This window comes from Pseudoxanthobacter sp. M-2 (genome assembly GCF_046156265.1).
GTDB lineage: Bacteria > Pseudomonadota > Alphaproteobacteria > Rhizobiales > Segnochrobactraceae > CAMDHY01.
Genome location: NZ_JAWDIR010000022.1, coordinates 400,345 through 416,103 on the forward strand (window position 1 = coordinate 400,345; position 15,759 = coordinate 416,103).

A 15,759-nucleotide genomic window follows, 5' to 3' on the forward strand; every position below is an offset into this window, starting at 1 on the left:
TGATTTGTATCATACGCAAAAGTCGCATCCATGGTCAGGCCACCGAAACCGGCCGGCAACGTGGGGCAGAGGAAGCATCAGGAGGCGCCCCATGCGCATCGCGGTTCTCGGCGGCGGTCCCGCCGGGCTCTACTTCGCCTATCTTTGGAAGCGTCGGCATCCCGAGGCCGAGGTGGTGCTGTTCGAGCAGAACGCCGCCGGGTCGACCTTCGGCTTCGGCGTCGTGTTCTCCGACCGCGCCCTCGACTTCCTGCGCCTCGACGATCCCGACACCGCCGACCTCATCGCCGCGGACATGGAGAGCTGGCGCGACATGACGCTCGTCCACCGCGGCGAGACCGTCACCATCGACGGCGTCGGCTTCTCTGCGATCGGCCGGCTGCACCTGCTGCAGCTGCTGCAGAGCCGGCTCGCCACCGTCGGGGTGGTGCCGCGCTTTTCGACACCGCTGCAGTCGCTGGACGGCCTCAAAGACTTCGACCTCATCGTCGCCGCCGATGGCGTCAATTCGCTGGTCCGGCGCAGCTTCGAGGGCGACTTCGGCACCTCCGTCAGCTACCTCGACAACAAGTTCGTCTGGTTCGGCACGACGAAGCGCTTCGAAACGCTGACGCAGACCTTCGTCGAGAGCCCGGACGGCACCTTCAACGCGCACCACTACCGCTATGCGCCGGGGATGAGCACCTTCATCGTCGAGTGCGACCGTGCCACCTGGCTGGGTGCCGGCTTCGACCATCTCGATCCCGAGGCAGCGCGCTCGCGCTGCGAAGCCGTCTTTGCCGAAGTCCTCGACGGCCACCCGCTCGTCGCCAACAAGTCGACCTGGCGCAATTTCCCCTGGATCTGGAACGAGCGCTGGTCGCACCGCAACATGGTGCTGGTCGGCGACGCCCTCCGGACCGCGCACTATTCGATCGGCTCCGGCACGCGGCTCGCCCTCGAGGATGTCATCGCCCTCGTGAAGGCCCTCGACGAGAGCCCGGGCGACGTCAGGGCCGGGCTCGAGCGCTACGAGGCGGAGCGGCGGCCGGTGGTGGAGAAGCTCGTCCGCGCCGCCCGCACTTCGGCCGACTGGTACGAGCACTTCCCGGCGCACATGCGGCTTTCGCCGATCGATCTCGCCCGCAGCTACATCACCCGCTCGGGCCGCATCGACGACCAGCGGCTCCGGCAGATGTCACCCGGGTTCATGGCCCGCTACGACGCGGAACGCCCCGTCGCCGCCGCCTGACGATCGTCGTCGGCCAGACGCGCCGTCGGCGAGCAGTCGTCCTCACGAGCACCCGTCTTCGACAAGAAAACGCCTTCGAACAGAGAGGGATAGAGACGCGATGACGATCGACATCGTCGCCGAGGCGGCGGCGCCGGCCGGGGCGATCCGCGATGCGGTGCCCCGCGACTGTCCGGGCGCGCGCGAGATCGGGTTCTCGGTTCCGGAGCGCTACAACGCGAGCGCCATCCTGTTCGACAACCTCGACCGCGGCCGCGGCGACCGGACGGCCGTCGTCGGACCGGGGGGCGAGCGCACCTATGCCGAACTCGCCGCCGATGCCTGCCGGTTCGGCCACGCTCTGCTGTCGCTCGGCGCCGGCCCCGGCGACCGGATCGTGCTCTTCCTCGACGATACGCCCGTCTATCCCGCCGCCGTCTTCGGCGCGCTCCGCATCGGGGCGGTGCCGATCCTCGTCAACACGCTGACGCCGCCCGATCTGCTGCGCTTCTACCTGCAGGACTCCGGCGCCCGCATCGCCGTGACGGACGCCACCTTCGCCGCCCACTTCGGTGCCGCGACCACGGAGGGCACCGACCTCGCCAAAATCCTCGTCGCCAACGGTCCCTGCCCCGCCGACCTCGCCGGCGCCGAGGCGCTCTCCGACCGGACGGCGGCCCATCCGTCGACGCTTGCCCCCGCCGACACCCACCGGGACGACATGGCGTTCTGGATGTACTCCTCCGGCAGCACCGGCCGGCCAAAGGGCATCGTCCACCTCCACCACGACATGGCCTACACCGTCGCCTCCTACGCCGAGACGATCCTGCGGCTCGGGGAAGACGACGTCTGCTTCTCCGTGCCGAAGATCTTCTTCGCCTATGGCTTCGGAAACGCGATCACCTTCCCCTACGCCGCGGGTGCCGCGACCCTGCTGTTGCCGGGACAGCCGCGACCGGCCGCCGTCTTCGACGCCATCGCCCGCTTCAAGCCGACGGTGCTGTTCGGGCTGCCGACGCTCTACACCGCGCTGACGAAGTCGGCCGAGGCGGCGACGGCGGAGCTCTCGTCGCTGCGGCTCGCCGTCTCGGCCGCCGAGATCCTCTCGGCCGACGTCTTCAACGCCTGGAAGGCGATGACCGGGCTCGAGATCGTCGAGGGCCTCGGCTCGACCGAGGTGCTGCACATCTATCTGTCGAACACGGTCGACGCCAAGAAGCTCGGCGCCGCCGGGCGGCGCGTGCCCGGCTACGAGATCGCGCTGCGCGACCCGGCCGGCGCCGCCGTCGCCGACGGCGAGGAGGGCATCCTCTGGGTGCGCGGAGATTCCAACGCGCCGACCTACTGGAACCGTCCCGACAAGACCGCCGAGACGATGCGCGAGGACGGCTGGATCTACACCGGCGACCGCTTCGTGCGCGATGAGGACGGCTTCTACTTCTTCCGCGGCCGCGCCGACGACCTCGTCAAGGTGTCCGGCCAGTGGGTCTATCCGCTCGAGGTCGAGCTCTGTCTCGCCGAGCACCCGGCGGTGAAGGAATGCGCCGTCGCCGCGATCGAGCTTCCCGACCGCCGCACCACCCTGAAGGCAGTCGTCGTGCTGCGGCAGCCCGGTGCCGACCCCGGCGAATTGACCCGCCTCCTGCAGGACTACGTCAAGACGATGCTGCTTCCCCACAAATATCCGCGGATCGTCACCTTCGTCGACGACCTGCCGAAGACCGGCACCGGCAAGGTCGACCGCCAGGCGATCCTGAAGATGCCGGTCGTACTATCAGGAGATGCGGCGTGAACATCCAGGCGCCGGCCTCGGCCCTGCGCCCTCGCCTTCGCGAAATCTGACACCTTGAGAACCGCCCTCTGAACGGCGGCGCCCAAAACCCCACCAGACGGAGGAACAGCCATGAAGCGCACCCTCATCGCCGCCTCGCTGGCGGCGCTGGCCGCAAGCCCGGCTTTCGCCGGAGATACCGTCAAGATCGGCCTCGTCACCACCCTCACCACCCCTTCGGCGGTGATCGGCCAGGACGTCGTCGACGCGGTGAACCTCGCGGTCGAGCACGTCGGCGGCACCATCGCCGGCAAGCCGATCGAGCTCGTCATCGAGGACGACGGCACCAAGCCCGAGCTCGGCAAGCAGAAGGCCGAGAAGCTCCTCAACCAGGACGAGGTCGACATCATCGCCGGCTTCAACTGGTCGAACGTGCTTCTGGCGGCGCGGCGGCCGATCCTCGATTCCGGCAAGATCTTCATCTCGACGAACGCCGGCCCGTCGGACATCGCCGGCAAGCTCTGCAACGAGAACTTCTTCTCGGTGCGCGGCCAGAACGACATGGTGCCGATGGCCCTCGGCGAGGTGATGAACAAGGACGGCGTCAAGAAGCTCTACGCGATGGCCCCGAACTACGCCGCCGGCAAGGACATGGTCGCCGGCGTCGAGCGCACCTTCGCGGGTGAGATGGTCGGCCGGGACTTCACCAAATGGGGCGAAGATCCGCAGCTCGACTTCTCGGCCGAGCTCGCCAAGGCGCGGGCGAGCGGCGCCGACGCGATCTTCGTCTTCTATCCCGGCCGGGCCGCCGCCGCCTTCACCCGCCAATACGACCAGGCGGGACTGTCGGGCGAGGTGAAGCTCTACAGCGTCTACACCGTCGACCAGCTGTCCTTGCCCCGCCTCCAGGAAGCGGGTGTCAACAGCGTCATCGGCACCGAGGCAGCCGACTACTGGTCGCCCGATCTCGACAACCCGACGAACAAGCGCTTCGTCGCCGACTTCGAGAAGAAGTACGGCCGCCTGCCGTCGAACTACGCCGCCGCCGCCTACGACCTCATCCCCTACATCAAGGCCGCCGTCGAGCAGTCGGGCGGCGACGTCGCCGATACCGCCAAGGTGCGGACGATGCTGAAGGCGGCGAACTACGATTCGGTGCGCGGCCGCTACAGCCTCGGCGCCAACAACTTCCCGATCGACCGCTACTACGCCCAGCAAGTGGTCGTCGACGCGGCCGGCCGCTGGACGCTGAAGGCGGGCGAGGTCGTGCTCGAGAACACCCCCGATCCCTATGTCGGCGACTGCAAGCTCTCGGGCTGAGCAGCCGACCGGGCGCGGCCGCGCGGCGCCCGCGCCGCGCCCATGAACCCGTTCTCGAAATTCGCCGCCGGGACGTTCCGATGGATCTCATCCTCTTCGCCAACCAGGTCCTGAACGGGCTGCAGCTCGGGCTGATCCTGTTCCTGCTCGCCGCGGGCCTGTCGCTCGTCTTCGGCATCATGAACTTCATCAACATCGCCCACGGCGCCTTCTACATGGTCGCCGCCTATGTCTCGGCGACGGTGGCGATCGAGACCGGCTCCTTCCTGCTCGGGCTCCTCGCCGGACTGCCGGCGGCGTTCATCGTCGGGCTGGCGGTCGAATGGGCCGTCGCCGGCCGCCTCTACGCCCGCGACCATCTCGACCAGGTGCTCGCCACCTTCGGCCTGATCCTCTGCTTCGACACGGCCGTGAAGTATCTGTGGGGGCCGGAGGGGCTCTCGGTGCCGCTCCCCGAGATGTTGTCGGGCCAGGTCGGTTTCGGCGGCATCGTGCTGCCGGCCTACCGGTTGTTCGTCGTCGCCGTCGGACTGGCGGTCGCCGCAATCCTCTGGGCGGTCATCTCGTTCACCCGCGCCGGCATGCTGGTCCGCGCGGCGGCCTCGAACGAGCCGATGGCGCGGGCGCTCGGCGTCGAGACGCGGCTCGTCTTCGCCCTCGTCTTCGGCATCGGCGCGGTGCTCGCGGGCCTCGCCGGCATGCTCGTCGCCCCGGTCACCGGCACCTCGATCGGAATGGGCAACCAGATCGTCATCCTCGCCCTCGTCGTCATCATCGTCGGCGGCGTCGGCTCCATCCGCGGCGCCTTCATCGCGGCGCTCGGCGTCGGCCTCGTCGACACCCTCGGCCGGGCCTACCTGCCGACGGCCCTCGGCGCGCTGGTCTCGCCGAGCTTCGCCTCCGCCGCGGGCCCCGCGCTCGCGTCGATCCTCATCTACCTCACGATGACCGTCGTCCTCGTCTTCCGTCCCGCGGGCCTGTTCCCGCCGGCGACGCGATGATGGACGGCGGGCGAGCGACAGGGAACCGAGCCATGTCTGCGCCGATCTCCGCTGCCGTCGCGGCGCCACCGGTCACGCTGCCGGCGCGCCGCATCACCCTCGACACCGGCCTGACGCTGGCCCTGCTGGCCGCCGCCGCCGCCGCACCGACCGTGCTGACCCTCGTCGGCGCACCATTCTGGATCGACGTCATCAACCGCGCCCTGATCCTCGCGCTCGCCGCGAGCTCCCTCAACTTCCTGGTCGGCGCGGCCGGGCTCGTCAGCTTCGGCCACGCGGCCTTCCTCGGCATCGGCAGCTACGCGGTCGGCATCGCCGCCTTCTACGGCGTCGAGGACGGCTTCACCCAGCTCGCCCTCGCCCTCGGCATCAGCGCCCTCTGGGCGCTCGCGAGTGGCCTCGTGGTGCTGCGCACCCGCGGCGTCCACTTCATCATGATCACCATGGCCTTCGCGCAGATGATCTACTTTCTGCTGGTCGGGCTCGAGGAATATGGCGGCGACGACGGCCTGACGATCGACATGCGCAGCCAGTTCCCCGCGCCGCTCGATCTCGACGACCGTCTCGTCCTCTACTACGTCACCCTTGGTGCCCTCGCCCTCGGCCTCGCCGTCCTCGTCCTGCTGCGCGCCTCGCGCTTCGGCCTCGTTCTGACGACGGCCAAGGAGAGCGAGCGCCGCGCTGCCGCCGTCGGTTTCGACCCCTTCCGCTACCGTCTCGTGGCCTACGTCATCGCCGGCACGCTCTGCGGTCTGGCGGGGTTCCTCAATGCCAACTTCTCGACCTTCGTGACACCGGAGATGATGAGCTGGTCGCGATCCGGCGAACTGCTGTTCATGATCATCCTCGGCGGCGTCGGCACGCTCGCCGGCCCGCTGGTGGGGGCGACCGTCTTTCTCCTCATCGAGGAGGTGTTCGGTTCGCTGACCATCTACTGGCATTTCTGGTTCGGCCTGTTCCTGATCGCGGTGGTGCTGTGGGCGCGCGGCGGGCTCGTCGGCCTCATCACCCGGAGGGGCCGATGACCGCCGCGCTCGAAGTCTCCCACCTCGAGAAGTCCTTCGGCGGCCTGCGCGCCACCGCGGACGTCTCGATGACCGTCGCCGAGAACGAGCTCCACGCCGTCATCGGTCCGAACGGCGCCGGCAAGACGACACTGATCTGCCAGCTTTTCGGCGAGCTTGCGCCGGACAAGGGCGCGATCCGAGTCGCCGGCGAGGACATCACCCACCTGCCGCCGCACGCCCGCGCCCGCCGCGGCCTCGCGCGCTCGTTCCAGATCACGACCCTCGCGCGCGACCTTACCGTGCTCGAGAACGTCCTCGTCGGCGCCGCCGCCAAAGAGGGCCACGGCTTCCGCCTCTGGCCACCCGTTCGGCGCGATCCGAGGCTCCTCGCCGTCGCGGGCGCCGCCCTCGCGCGCGCCGGTCTCGAGCGCCGCGCAGACGAGCCAGTCGCCAACCTCAGCCACGGCGAGCAGCGCCAGCTCGAGCTCGCGATCGCCCTCCTCGGCACGCCGAAGCTCGTGCTCCTCGACGAGCCGATGGCGGGCCTCGGCCCGGAGGAGGGCCGCGCCATGACGACGGCGCTGCGTGCCCTCAAGGGGCGCACGACAGTCGTTCTCGTCGAGCATGACATGGAGGCGGTGTTCGGCCTCGCCGACCGCATCACGGTGCTCGTGCGCGGCGCCGTCATCGCCGTCGGCACGCCGGACGAGATCCGCAGCCATCCCGCCGTTCGCGACGCCTATCTCGGGGAGGACGACTGATGCTGGAGGTTCGCGGTCTGTCGGGCGGCTACGGCAAGGCACAGGTGCTGTTCGACCTCTCCTTCGAGATCGGCGCGGGCGAAGCGATCTGCCTGATGGGACGCAACGGCATGGGCAAGACGACGACCATCCGCACGGTGATGGGCCTGTTGCCGGCGTGGGACGGCGAGGTGCGCTTCAAGGGCCAGGCGCTGTCGCGCCGCTCCGCCGCCCGCGTCGCCCGCGCCGGGGTCGGGCTCGTGCCGGAGGGCCGGCAGATCTTCCCCAACCTGACGGCCGAGGAGAATCTCCTGGTGACCGCGGCGAACCGGGCCGGACGGTCGGACCCGTGGACGCTCGAGCGGGTCTACGAGCTCTTCCCCGGCCTCGCCGAGCGTCGGCACGCCCACGGCAACCTCTTGTCCGGCGGCGAACAGCAGATGCTGGCTATCGGCCGGGCGCTGATGACGAACCCGGAGCTCCTCATCCTCGACGAGGCGACCGAGGGCCTCGCCCCGGTGGTGCGCGACCAGATCTGGATCTGCCTCAAGCGCCTGCGCGCCCTCGAGCAGTCGATCCTGATCGTCGACAAGCACGTCCGGCATCTCGCCACCCTGGTCGATCGCTTCTATGTCATCGAAAGGGGCCGGATCGGCTGGTCCGGCACGCTCGCCGACGTCGGTGGCGACCCGCAGCGGCTGACGCAGTACCTGACCGTCTAGCCTGGGACGGCCCACCGGCCGTCTCAGAAATCGCGCTCCACCACGAACATCATGACGAAGGCGTTGCCGTCGCGGCCCTTCGTGCGGTCGATGTACTTGTACTCGCCCTCGGCGGTGAACTTGAGGTCGTCGACCGGGGCGAAGGAGAGGTTGAGCTGGGCGTCGATGTTGCGGAAGTCGTAGCGGCGGCCGGCCTGGTCGACGTCGAGGAAGGAGCCGTTCAGCTCGCTCACCCACTTGTCGCTCCAGTTGTGGTCGAACTCGGCGCCGACCGCCCAGATGTCGGCGAGCACCAGGCGGTTGCCACCGAGCACCCGCGCGTCCGCGCCTTCGAAGCCAGGGCCGGGGCCGATGGGGTTGGTGGCGTTGTAGCTGAGCGCACCCTGGCCGATGGAGGCCTGCAGGGTGAACTGGTCGCCCTTGCCGGTGAACGGCACGTTCAGCGTCGTGCCGGCGGCAAGCGCCCAGCCCATCTGCGACCCGGCCGCGGCGCGACGGGCGCGCACCTCGTGCAGGGCCGCCATCACCTGCGCCTGGCCCCAGGTTCCCTCGGCGGACAGCACGCCGACGAGATCGGGGAAGCGGGCGCCGCCATAGCCGTCGGGACTGCCGCCGCCCCCGATGATGCCGTCGCGGCGGCCGAGATTGTCCTCGAGGGACAGCGTCGCCGCGAGGCCGCCACCGAGGCGGGCGGTGTAGGCGGCGACCATATTCTGCGTGTCCGACCACGCGGGCTCGAAGTAGTCCTCGTAGGTATTGCCGGTGAAGAAGTCGAACATCGACTGCTTGCGGCCGACGGTGAGGCCGCCGAACTCGATGTAGGCCCACTTCAGCGTGCCGATGAGGCCGTATGGCGGCGTCTCGACGAGCTCGACCTTGGCGTAGCTGCGCAGCAGCCCGTACTCGGTGTTGGTGGCGGAGTTCGAGAAGAAGTCATAGCGGATGTAACCGGTATTGGCGTCCTGGTCGCCATACCAGCCGGGCTGTCGCGAGGCCTTGTCGCTGCCGAAGATGTGCCACTCGGCGACGAGGTAACCGTTGAGCTCGAAGCAGGTGTCGGTGCCGGGTATGACGAGGAAGCCCTCGCCGAAGCCGTTGCAGGCGCGCACGTAGGTGATCGGCGCCGGCTCGGCGGGAAGGTCCGTGGCGAAAGCTGCGATGGGAGACGCCAGCGCGCCCGCGATCAAGGTCGCCGCGCCCCAGCCTGCCGGTCGGCTCACCCTTTCACGCACACGACGCCGCATCCGAATCCCCCGCGAGCGGCGAGAGTGGCGGGCGGAGCCGAGAGGGTCAACGCGCGCCGGCGCGGAGACACGCCCCTGCGGCCTTCCTCAGAATCCGCGCTCGACGACGAACATCATGACGAAGGCCTCGCCGTCCTTGCCCTGCGAACGGTCGATGTACTTGTACTCGGCCTCGCTGGTGAACTTCAGCCCGTCGACCGGCGCGAATGACAAATTGAGCTGCGCGTCGATGTTGCGGAAGTCGTATCGGCGGCCGGCCTGGTCGACGTCGAGGAAGGAGCCGTTCAGCTCCGTTACCCATTCGGTTGTCCAGTAGTGGTCGTACACCGCCCCGACCGCCCAGACGTCGGCAAGCACCAGCCGCCGGCCGACAACGCGGGCATCGGCACCGGCGAAGAGGCGGCCGGGGCCGATCGGGTTGGTGGCGTTGTAGTTGAGCGCGCCCTGGCCGATCGAGGCCTGCAGCATCGCCTGGTCGCCCTTGCCGGTGAACGGCACGTCGAAGATCGCGCCGGCAGCCACCGTCCAGCCCATCTCGGCCGCCGTGGCGCGGCGGTTGGCGCGGACCTCGTGCAGCACCGCCATCAGCTTCGCCTGGGTGGTGCCCTGCTCGAAGGCGAGCGCACCGACGATGTCGGGCATGCGGGCGCCCGGGGCATATCCCCAATCGCCACCGCCGACGCCGATGATGCCGGTGCGGCGGGTGACGGCGTCCTCGATCGACAGCGTCGCCGTCAGGCCCTCTCCGAGCGTGCCCGTGTAGGCAAGGACGGTGTTCTGTCTGTCGGACCAGGCGGGCTCGTAGAGATCGGCGTAGGTGGTGCCGGTGATGAAGTCGAACATCGACTGCAGCCGGCCGAAGGTCAGGCCGCCGAACTCCACGTAGGCGGCCTTCAGATTGTAGACGAGGCCGCCGAACGTCGCCGTGTCGACGAGCTCGAGCTTCGCGTAGGTGCGGACGAGGCCGATCTCGGTGTTGGTCGCTGCGTTCCAGGCGAGGTTCGCCTTGATGTAGCCGACGTTGGCATCCTGGTCGCCGTAGAAGCCCGGCTGGCGGGACGCCTTGTCGCCGCCAAAGATGTGCCATTCGGCCACCGTGTAGCCGTTGATCTGGAAGCAGGTGTCGGTGCCGGGGACGACGAGGTATCCGTCGCCGAAGGCCGTGCAGGCGCGCACGTAGGTGATGGCGGCGGGCTCGGCCGGCAGGTCGCCGGCCCGCGCTGCGTCTGTGAACCCGGGAAGGCCGACGCCGAGCATCAGGGCCCAAGTCGCCCAGGCTCGGGACGGTCGATTTTCGTCGGCTTTGCCCATCACCCGTTTCCGCCCATTGGCAAGGTGGCGGAGGGGACGGCGCCGGTCAACGCGGGTGGCGGTGGCGACAGCCGGATGGCCCGCCACCAGCGACATCAGGCGTTCGAGCCTGGCAGCATGCCGAGGGCGGCCATGTAGAGGTCGAGCAGCGTTTCCTGCTCGGAGCGCTCGTCGGCGTCCTGCTTGCGGAGGCGGATGACCTGCCGGAGGATCTTCACGTCGAAGCCGTTCGCCTTCGCCTCGCCGTAGACGTCCTTGATGTCGTCGGAAATCGTCTTCTTCTCCTCCTCGAGCCGCTCGATGCGCTCGACGAAGGACTTCAGCTGGCCGGCGGCGAAACCGCCGGGACCGGAATCGGTGGGTTCCATACGTGGCTCCTCAGGGAAGGTCGGCGGGAAAGGTGGGTCGGACGGGGAACGGAAGCGGGCCGGAGGGATGGCGCGAAACGGCCTTTCGGGTCAAGCCGGCCAGAGGCGGCTCACCGTCTCGCTGACGAGAAGCCCGAGCAGCAGGTCGAGCACCACCACCCCGATCGCGAGGCTGATGGTCGCGCCGAGGGTCTGGCGGGCGATGCGGTAGAGGTAGTGCAGGGCGACGAAGAGCACGGGAAGGCTGATGAAGGCGGCGACGTCGCTGTCGATGAAGCCGGCGGCGTAGAACAGCGCCGGCACGGCATAGAACGCCGAAACCACCGGCTCGGCCCAGTTGCGGGCGACGATGAACGGCACGTAGCGCCCGCTGAGCCCGAGCCGGCCGGCGATGAGCGCCAGCACCAGCGGCAGCGCCACCCAGGCGAGTCCGAGGGAGACGACACGCTCCAGCACAAAGCCCAGCCACGGCACATCGACCGCCTCGGCCGGCAACTGCTCCATCTGGCCGCGCCACACCGCCATCAGCGAGATCGCGAAGCTCGGCAGCACCAGCACGATCGCGGCAAACGAACGCCAGAAGCCTTCCAGCGACACGTCGAAGCGGCCGAGTGCCCCCGGCTTGCCGAAGAGCAGCGCCACCGCCGCCTCGATACCGGCGCGGAAGTCGGCCGTCGTCACCGCGCGCCCGCCCCGTCGACGGCGAAGAAGCGCGCCAGGAAGCGGCCGTAGATGTCGGTGAGCGCCTCGAGCTCGGCCACCGGCACGCGCTCGTCGAGTTGGTGCATGGTGGTGCCGACGAGGCCGAACTCGACCACCGGGCAGAGGTCCTTGAGGAAGCGCGCGTCCGACGTGCCACCGCCGGTGCCGAGTTCCGGCGTCAGGCCGGTGACCTCGGCGATCGCCGCCGTCAGACCCTCGACGAACGGGCCGGGCTCGGTGAGGAAGACGTCGCCGTAGCCGGGCTCGATCGCCAGCGTGGCCGATATCCCCGCCGGCAGCGCCACGGCGGCGACGCGGCGGGCGAGTTCGTCCGGCAGCGTGTCGCGGCTGTAGGTGTCGTTGTAGCGGACGTTGAAGCGCAGCCGCGCCTCGCCGGGGATGACGTTCCACGAGGGATTGCCGACGTCGACCGAGACGATCTCGAGGTTCGATGGCGCAAAGTGGGCTGTGCCGGCATCGAGCGGTGGGTGGTTCAGGGCCGCGGCGATGGCGAGCAGCGGCGGCACCGGGTTGGCGGCGCGCTCAGGGTAGGCGGCGTGGCCCTGCACGCCGGTGACGGTGACGGTGCCCGACAGCGAGCCGCGCCGGCCGATCTTGAGGTTGTCGCCGAGGCGGGCGATCGAGGTCGGCTCGCCGACGATCGCCGCGTCGAAGGCGGCACCCTCGGCCGCGCACCAGTCGACGATCTTGCGGGTGCCGTTGACGGCCGGCCCCTCCTCGTCACCAGTGAGCAGGATCGAAAGGTGGCCGCTCCGGTTCGCGGTGACGTAGGCGATGGCTGCGGCGAGGAAGGCGGCGACGCCGCCCTTCATGTCGACGGCGCCGCGGCCCCAGAGCTCGCCGCCGGCGAGGTCGCCGGAGAACGGGCCGTGGCGCCAGCGCGCCTCCGGCCCGGGCGGCACCACGTCGAGGTGGCCGTTGAAGGCGAGGTGCGGCCGGCCTTCGCCGATCTCGGCCCAGAGATTGATCGTGTCGGTGGTGCCGGGCTCGGAGAAGACGCGGCGGCGGACGGTGAAGCCGGCGGCCTTAAGCCAGGCCTCGACGATGTCGAAGGCGTCCGGGCCGGCCGGCGTCAGGCTCGGCACGCGCAGGAGATCACGGGCGATCTCGACGACGCCGGGGGCCTCGCTCGGCGCGCTCATCGCCGCCGCCTCACCCGAATCGCCCGCGGCTGTCGGTGTGCGGCCCGAAGCGGTTCGGCCCTGGGTCGCCCGGCATCAGCCCGACGAAGATCACGACACCGATGTTGACGAGCGGGACGAGCAGGAGCAGCGCGAACAGGCCCGACAGTCCGCGATCGTGCAGCCGCTTCATCACCAGCGCCACCTCCATCCACAGGCCGATGCCGGCGAGGACCAGGAAGTAGAGGTCCGGCTCCTGTGGCAGGCCGGCGCGGTAGGGCGTGAAGGCGATGCTCATCAGCGCGATGGTGAGCAGGAACGCCAGCCAGTAGGCCTGCCGGCCGATGCGGCCGTCGAGGCCGAACAGAACCCACGGGACGGTGGCGGCACGGGGGGCAGTCGGGCTCGGCGGCGCCATCTGGGCTCGTTCCGGGTTTTTCGGGTTCGGGTCCCTCAGCTAGGCGCGCGCAGGCGCCTTGCCAATGGGACGGGCGCATCAGTCGCGCAAGAGCTCGTTGATCGAGGTCTTGGCGCGGGTGCGCTCGTCGACGCGCTTGACGATGACGGCGCACGACAGCGACGGGCCGGGCGAGCCGTCCGGCAGCGGCTTGCCAGGCAGCGCGCCGGGCACAACCACCGAATAGGGCGGCACCTTGCCCATGAACACCTCGCCCGTCTCGCGGTCGACGATCTTCGTCGAGGCGGAGATGAACACGCCCATCGACAAGACCGAGCCCTTGCCGACGACGACGCCCTCGACGACCTCCGAGCGGGCGCCGACGAAGCAGTCGTCCTCGATGATGACGGGGCCGGCCTGCAGCGGCTCGAGCACGCCGCCGAGGCCGACGCCGCCGGAGATGTGGCAGTTGCGGCCGACCTGCGCACACGAGCCGACGGTCGACCAGGTGTCGATCATCGTGCCCTCGCCGACGCGGGCGCCGAGGTTGACGAAGCACGGCATCAGCACGACGCCCGGCGCGATGTAGGCGGAGCGGCGGACGATCGCGCCCGGCACCGCGCGGAAGGCGGCCGCCTCGAACTCCGCCTGCCCCCAGCCGAGAAACTTCGAGGGCACCTTGTCCCACCACGGCGCGCCGCCCGGGCCGCCGGAGATCGCCTCCATCGCGGCGAGGCGGAAGGACAGCAGCACCGCCTTCTTCGCCCACTGGTTGACCATCCAGCCGTCGCCGTCCGGCTCGGCGACGCGGATCTCGCCGGAATCGAGCAGCAACAGCGTCGTCTCGACCGCCTCGCGCACCGGGCCGGTCGTCTGCGGACCGACGTTGGCGCGGTCCTCGAATGCGGCGTCGACGGTGGCGGCGAGCGTGACGAGGTCGGTCATCGGGCGGTTTCCTGAGGGCCCCAGCGGGCGTCGTTCGTGTCGGCGGGCCAAAAAGGCCGCGCAACCCGCACGCGCGGCGGGCCGGCGGACCATATCGGCGGAGGGGCCGCTGTCAACGCGCCACGGCGGCGGAGGCCGGTGCCGGGGCGCCGATCACGTCGAGCACGGCCTCGAGGAAACCGGCGAGGTCGTCGGTGACGTGCTCGATATGGGCGGCCGTGCGCCCCGCGCGCTCCCAGTCCGGAAGCTCCGGGTCCTCGTGGCCGCCCTCCTCCGGCGGCACGACGAGGACGGTGCGCATGCCGAAGGCGTGCGGCGTCTCGAGGTTGCGGGCGAGGTCCTCGAACATCGCCGCCCGCTCCGGCCGGATGCCGGTCGCCTTCCAGAAGCGGTCGTAGGTCTCGGCCGCCGGCTTCGGGATGTAGTCGGCGGCGATGATGTCGAAGACGTCGTCGAAGTGGTGCTCGATGGCGAGCCGGCTCGCGACTGCGCTCGCGTGCGACCGCGACCCGCTCGTCATGATGTAGCGCTTGCCCGGCAGGCGGGCGAGCGCCTCGGCGAGGCGGTGGTCCGGCGTGAGCGCGCTGTGGTCGATGTCGTGGACGAAGGAGAGGAAGTCCTCCGGCTTGACGCCGTGCTCGGTCATCAGCCCGCGCAGCGTCGTGCCGTAGCGGCGGTAGTACTGCTTCTGCAGCGCCCGCGCCTCGGCCTCGTCGAGATCGAGCAGGCGCCCGACGAAAGTGCGCATCTTCACCTCGATCTGCGGGAAGAGCGCCGTCGACGGCGGATAGAGCGTGTTGTCGAGGTCAAAGATCCAGGTATCGACCCCGGCGAAGCGCGAGAGATCGGACCGCACGGGAGCTGCGACCGTCACGGCGTGATCAGCGTGCCGGCGCCGCCCTCGGTGAAGAGCTCGAGCAGCACGGCGTGCGGCACCTTGCCGTCGAGGATGACGACGCCCTCGACGCCACGCTCGATCGCCTCGATGCAGGTCTCGACCTTCGGGATCATGCCCCCCGACACGGTGCCGTCGGCGATCAGCCGGCGCGCCTCGGCGACGGTGAGCTCCTTGATGAGGGTCTTGTCCTTGTCGAGCACGCCGGCGACGTCGGTGAGGAACAGGAGCCGCTTGGCGTTGAGCGCGCCAGCCACCGCACCGGCGAAGGTGTCGGCGTTGACGTTGTAGGTCTCGCCGTCCTCGCCGGGGGCGACGGGGGCGAGCACCGGGATGATCTCGCTCTTCGCCAAAACGTCGAGCACCTCGCGGCGGACGGTGGCCGGTTCGCCGACGAAGCCGAGGTCGAGGATCTTCTCGATGTTGGAATCCGGGTCGATGGTGGTGCGCGTCAGCTTGCGCGCCGTCACCATCCGCCCGTCCTTGCCGCACAGGCCGACGGCGCGGCCGCCGACGGCGTTGATCGAGGCGACGATCTCCTTGTTGATGGAACCGGCGAGGACCATCTCGACGATGTCCACCGTCGCCTTGTCGGTAACGCGCAGGCCGCCGCGGAACTCGCTCTTGATGCCGAGCCGCTCGAGCATGGCGCCGATCTGCGGCCCGCCGCCGTGGACGACGACCGGGTTGATCCCGGCGAGCTTCAGCAGCGTCACGTCCTCGGCGAAGGCACGGCCGAGCGCCGCGTCGCCCATGGCGTGACCGCCATACTTCACGACGACGGTCTCCTCGTCGTAGCGCAGCATGTAGGGCAGGGATTCGGCGATGATGCGCGCCCGCGACACCGCGTCGTCGCTGCTGCCGTTCGTCTCTGCCGCCATGCCGCTCTCCCGTGCCTCGCGCCCGCCGCGGCTCTCCATAGCCGCTCCGTGCGACGGACAGAAGAGCCCGCTTCGGGCGAAAGACGCAGCCGATGCGGTGGCT

General features: G+C 69.7%; 16 protein-coding genes. 7 read left to right on the plus strand and 9 right to left on the minus strand.

Features of this window, described 5'->3' with window-relative positions:
* Positions 1-91 precede the first annotated feature (91 nt).
* From RUR49_RS13525 to RUR49_RS13555, 7 genes are all read left to right on the plus strand, one after another.
* Complete coding sequence (locus RUR49_RS13525; RefSeq protein WP_409146904.1) at positions 92-1,231, plus strand: FAD-dependent monooxygenase; 1,140 nt, start codon at positions 92-94, stop codon at positions 1,229-1,231.
* 100 nt (positions 1,232-1,331) lie between these two features.
* A complete protein-coding gene (locus RUR49_RS13530) occupies positions 1,332-3,002 on the plus strand; it encodes a benzoate-CoA ligase family protein (RefSeq protein ID WP_409146905.1) in 1,671 nt (556 codons plus the stop codon).
* A 111-nt stretch (positions 3,003-3,113) separates the two neighbouring features.
* A complete protein-coding gene (locus RUR49_RS13535) occupies positions 3,114-4,301 on the plus strand; it encodes an ABC transporter substrate-binding protein (RefSeq protein ID WP_409146906.1) in 1,188 nt (395 codons plus the stop codon).
* Between the two features lie 80 nt (positions 4,302-4,381).
* A complete protein-coding gene (locus RUR49_RS13540; RefSeq protein WP_409146907.1) occupies positions 4,382-5,302 on the plus strand; it encodes a branched-chain amino acid ABC transporter permease in 921 nt (306 codons plus the stop codon).
* 32 nt (positions 5,303-5,334) lie between these two features.
* Positions 5,335-6,327: a branched-chain amino acid ABC transporter permease gene (locus RUR49_RS13545; RefSeq protein WP_409146908.1), complete on the plus strand. Its 993-nt coding sequence runs from the start codon at positions 5,335-5,337 to the stop codon at positions 6,325-6,327.
* A complete protein-coding gene (locus tag RUR49_RS13550) occupies positions 6,324-7,070 on the plus strand; it encodes an ABC transporter ATP-binding protein (protein ID WP_409146909.1) in 747 nt (248 codons plus the stop codon). Before RUR49_RS13545 ends, RUR49_RS13550 begins: the two co-directional genes overlap by 4 nt.
* Positions 7,070-7,771, plus strand: coding sequence for an ABC transporter ATP-binding protein (locus RUR49_RS13555; protein ID WP_409146910.1), 702 nt, complete (start codon positions 7,070-7,072; stop codon positions 7,769-7,771). Before RUR49_RS13550 ends, RUR49_RS13555 begins: the two co-directional genes overlap by 1 nt.
* A gap of 23 nt (positions 7,772-7,794) precedes the next feature.
* On the opposite strand, the gene RUR49_RS13560 is transcribed toward RUR49_RS13555, so the two are convergent.
* From RUR49_RS13560 to argB, 9 genes are all read right to left on the minus strand, one after another.
* Positions 7,795-8,991, minus strand: a complete 1,197-nt coding sequence (locus tag RUR49_RS13560) for a porin (protein WP_409146911.1) — start codon at positions 8,989-8,991, stop codon at positions 7,795-7,797.
* A 111-nt stretch (positions 8,992-9,102) separates the two neighbouring features.
* Entirely contained in the window at positions 9,103-10,326 is a 1,224-nt protein-coding gene (locus RUR49_RS13565; protein WP_409146912.1) for a porin, read from the minus strand.
* Between the two features lie 95 nt (positions 10,327-10,421).
* A complete protein-coding gene (locus tag RUR49_RS13570; protein ID WP_409146913.1) occupies positions 10,422-10,694 on the minus strand; it encodes a DUF2312 domain-containing protein in 273 nt (90 codons plus the stop codon).
* A gap of 90 nt (positions 10,695-10,784) precedes the next feature.
* On the minus strand, positions 10,785-11,375 hold the full coding sequence (locus tag RUR49_RS13575; RefSeq protein WP_409146914.1) for a hypothetical protein: 591 nt from the start codon (positions 11,373-11,375) through the stop codon (positions 10,785-10,787).
* Positions 11,372-12,559: a succinyl-diaminopimelate desuccinylase gene (dapE, locus tag RUR49_RS13580; protein WP_409146915.1), complete on the minus strand. Its 1,188-nt coding sequence runs from the start codon at positions 12,557-12,559 to the stop codon at positions 11,372-11,374. The genes RUR49_RS13575 and dapE overlap by 4 nt, the downstream gene beginning before the upstream one ends.
* A gap of 10 nt (positions 12,560-12,569) precedes the next feature.
* Complete coding sequence (locus tag RUR49_RS13585) at positions 12,570-12,956, minus strand: DUF805 domain-containing protein (protein ID WP_409146916.1); 387 nt, start codon at positions 12,954-12,956, stop codon at positions 12,570-12,572.
* A 78-nt stretch (positions 12,957-13,034) separates the two neighbouring features.
* On the minus strand, positions 13,035-13,880 hold the full coding sequence (dapD, locus tag RUR49_RS13590) for a 2,3,4,5-tetrahydropyridine-2,6-dicarboxylate N-succinyltransferase (RefSeq protein ID WP_409146917.1): 846 nt from the start codon (positions 13,878-13,880) through the stop codon (positions 13,035-13,037).
* Positions 13,881-13,992: 112 nt separating this feature from the next.
* On the minus strand, positions 13,993-14,754 hold the full coding sequence (locus RUR49_RS13595) for a pyrimidine 5'-nucleotidase (protein ID WP_409146918.1): 762 nt from the start codon (positions 14,752-14,754) through the stop codon (positions 13,993-13,995).
* The gene (gene argB / locus RUR49_RS13600; protein WP_409147143.1) at positions 14,751-15,581 is read right to left on the minus strand and encodes an acetylglutamate kinase; all 831 of its coding nucleotides are present in this window, start codon (positions 15,579-15,581) and stop codon (positions 14,751-14,753) included. The genes RUR49_RS13595 and argB overlap by 4 nt, the downstream gene beginning before the upstream one ends.
* Between the last annotated feature and the right edge of the window lie 178 nt (positions 15,582-15,759).

What these genes read in the sequence shown, in the direction of transcription:
- RUR49_RS13525 (WP_409146904.1), top strand. Translation starts at nt 92, where the DNA reads ATGCGCATCGCGGTTCTCGGCGGCGGTCCCGCCGGGCTCTACTTCGCC.
- RUR49_RS13530 (WP_409146905.1), top strand. Translation starts at nt 1,332, where the DNA reads ATGACGATCGACATCGTCGCCGAGGCGGCGGCGCCGGCCGGGGCGATC.
- RUR49_RS13535 (WP_409146906.1), top strand. Translation starts at nt 3,114, where the DNA reads ATGAAGCGCACCCTCATCGCCGCCTCGCTGGCGGCGCTGGCCGCAAGC.
- RUR49_RS13540 (WP_409146907.1), top strand. Translation starts at nt 4,382, where the DNA reads ATGGATCTCATCCTCTTCGCCAACCAGGTCCTGAACGGGCTGCAGCTC.
- RUR49_RS13545 (WP_409146908.1), top strand. Translation starts at nt 5,335, where the DNA reads ATGTCTGCGCCGATCTCCGCTGCCGTCGCGGCGCCACCGGTCACGCTG.
- RUR49_RS13550 (WP_409146909.1), top strand. Translation starts at nt 6,324, where the DNA reads ATGACCGCCGCGCTCGAAGTCTCCCACCTCGAGAAGTCCTTCGGCGGC.
- RUR49_RS13555 (WP_409146910.1), top strand. Translation starts at nt 7,070, where the DNA reads ATGCTGGAGGTTCGCGGTCTGTCGGGCGGCTACGGCAAGGCACAGGTG.
- RUR49_RS13565 (WP_409146912.1), bottom strand. Translation starts at nt 10,326, where the DNA reads ATGGGCAAAGCCGACGAAAATCGACCGTCCCGAGCCTGGGCGACTTGG.
- RUR49_RS13570 (WP_409146913.1), bottom strand. Translation starts at nt 10,694, where the DNA reads ATGGAACCCACCGATTCCGGTCCCGGCGGTTTCGCCGCCGGCCAGCTG.
- dapE (WP_409146915.1), bottom strand. Translation starts at nt 12,559, where the DNA reads ATGAGCGCGCCGAGCGAGGCCCCCGGCGTCGTCGAGATCGCCCGTGAT.
- RUR49_RS13585 (WP_409146916.1), bottom strand. Translation starts at nt 12,956, where the DNA reads ATGGCGCCGCCGAGCCCGACTGCCCCCCGTGCCGCCACCGTCCCGTGG.
- dapD (WP_409146917.1), bottom strand. Translation starts at nt 13,880, where the DNA reads ATGACCGACCTCGTCACGCTCGCCGCCACCGTCGACGCCGCATTCGAG.
- argB (WP_409147143.1), bottom strand. Translation starts at nt 15,581, where the DNA reads ATGCTGCGCTACGACGAGGAGACCGTCGTCGTGAAGTATGGCGGTCAC.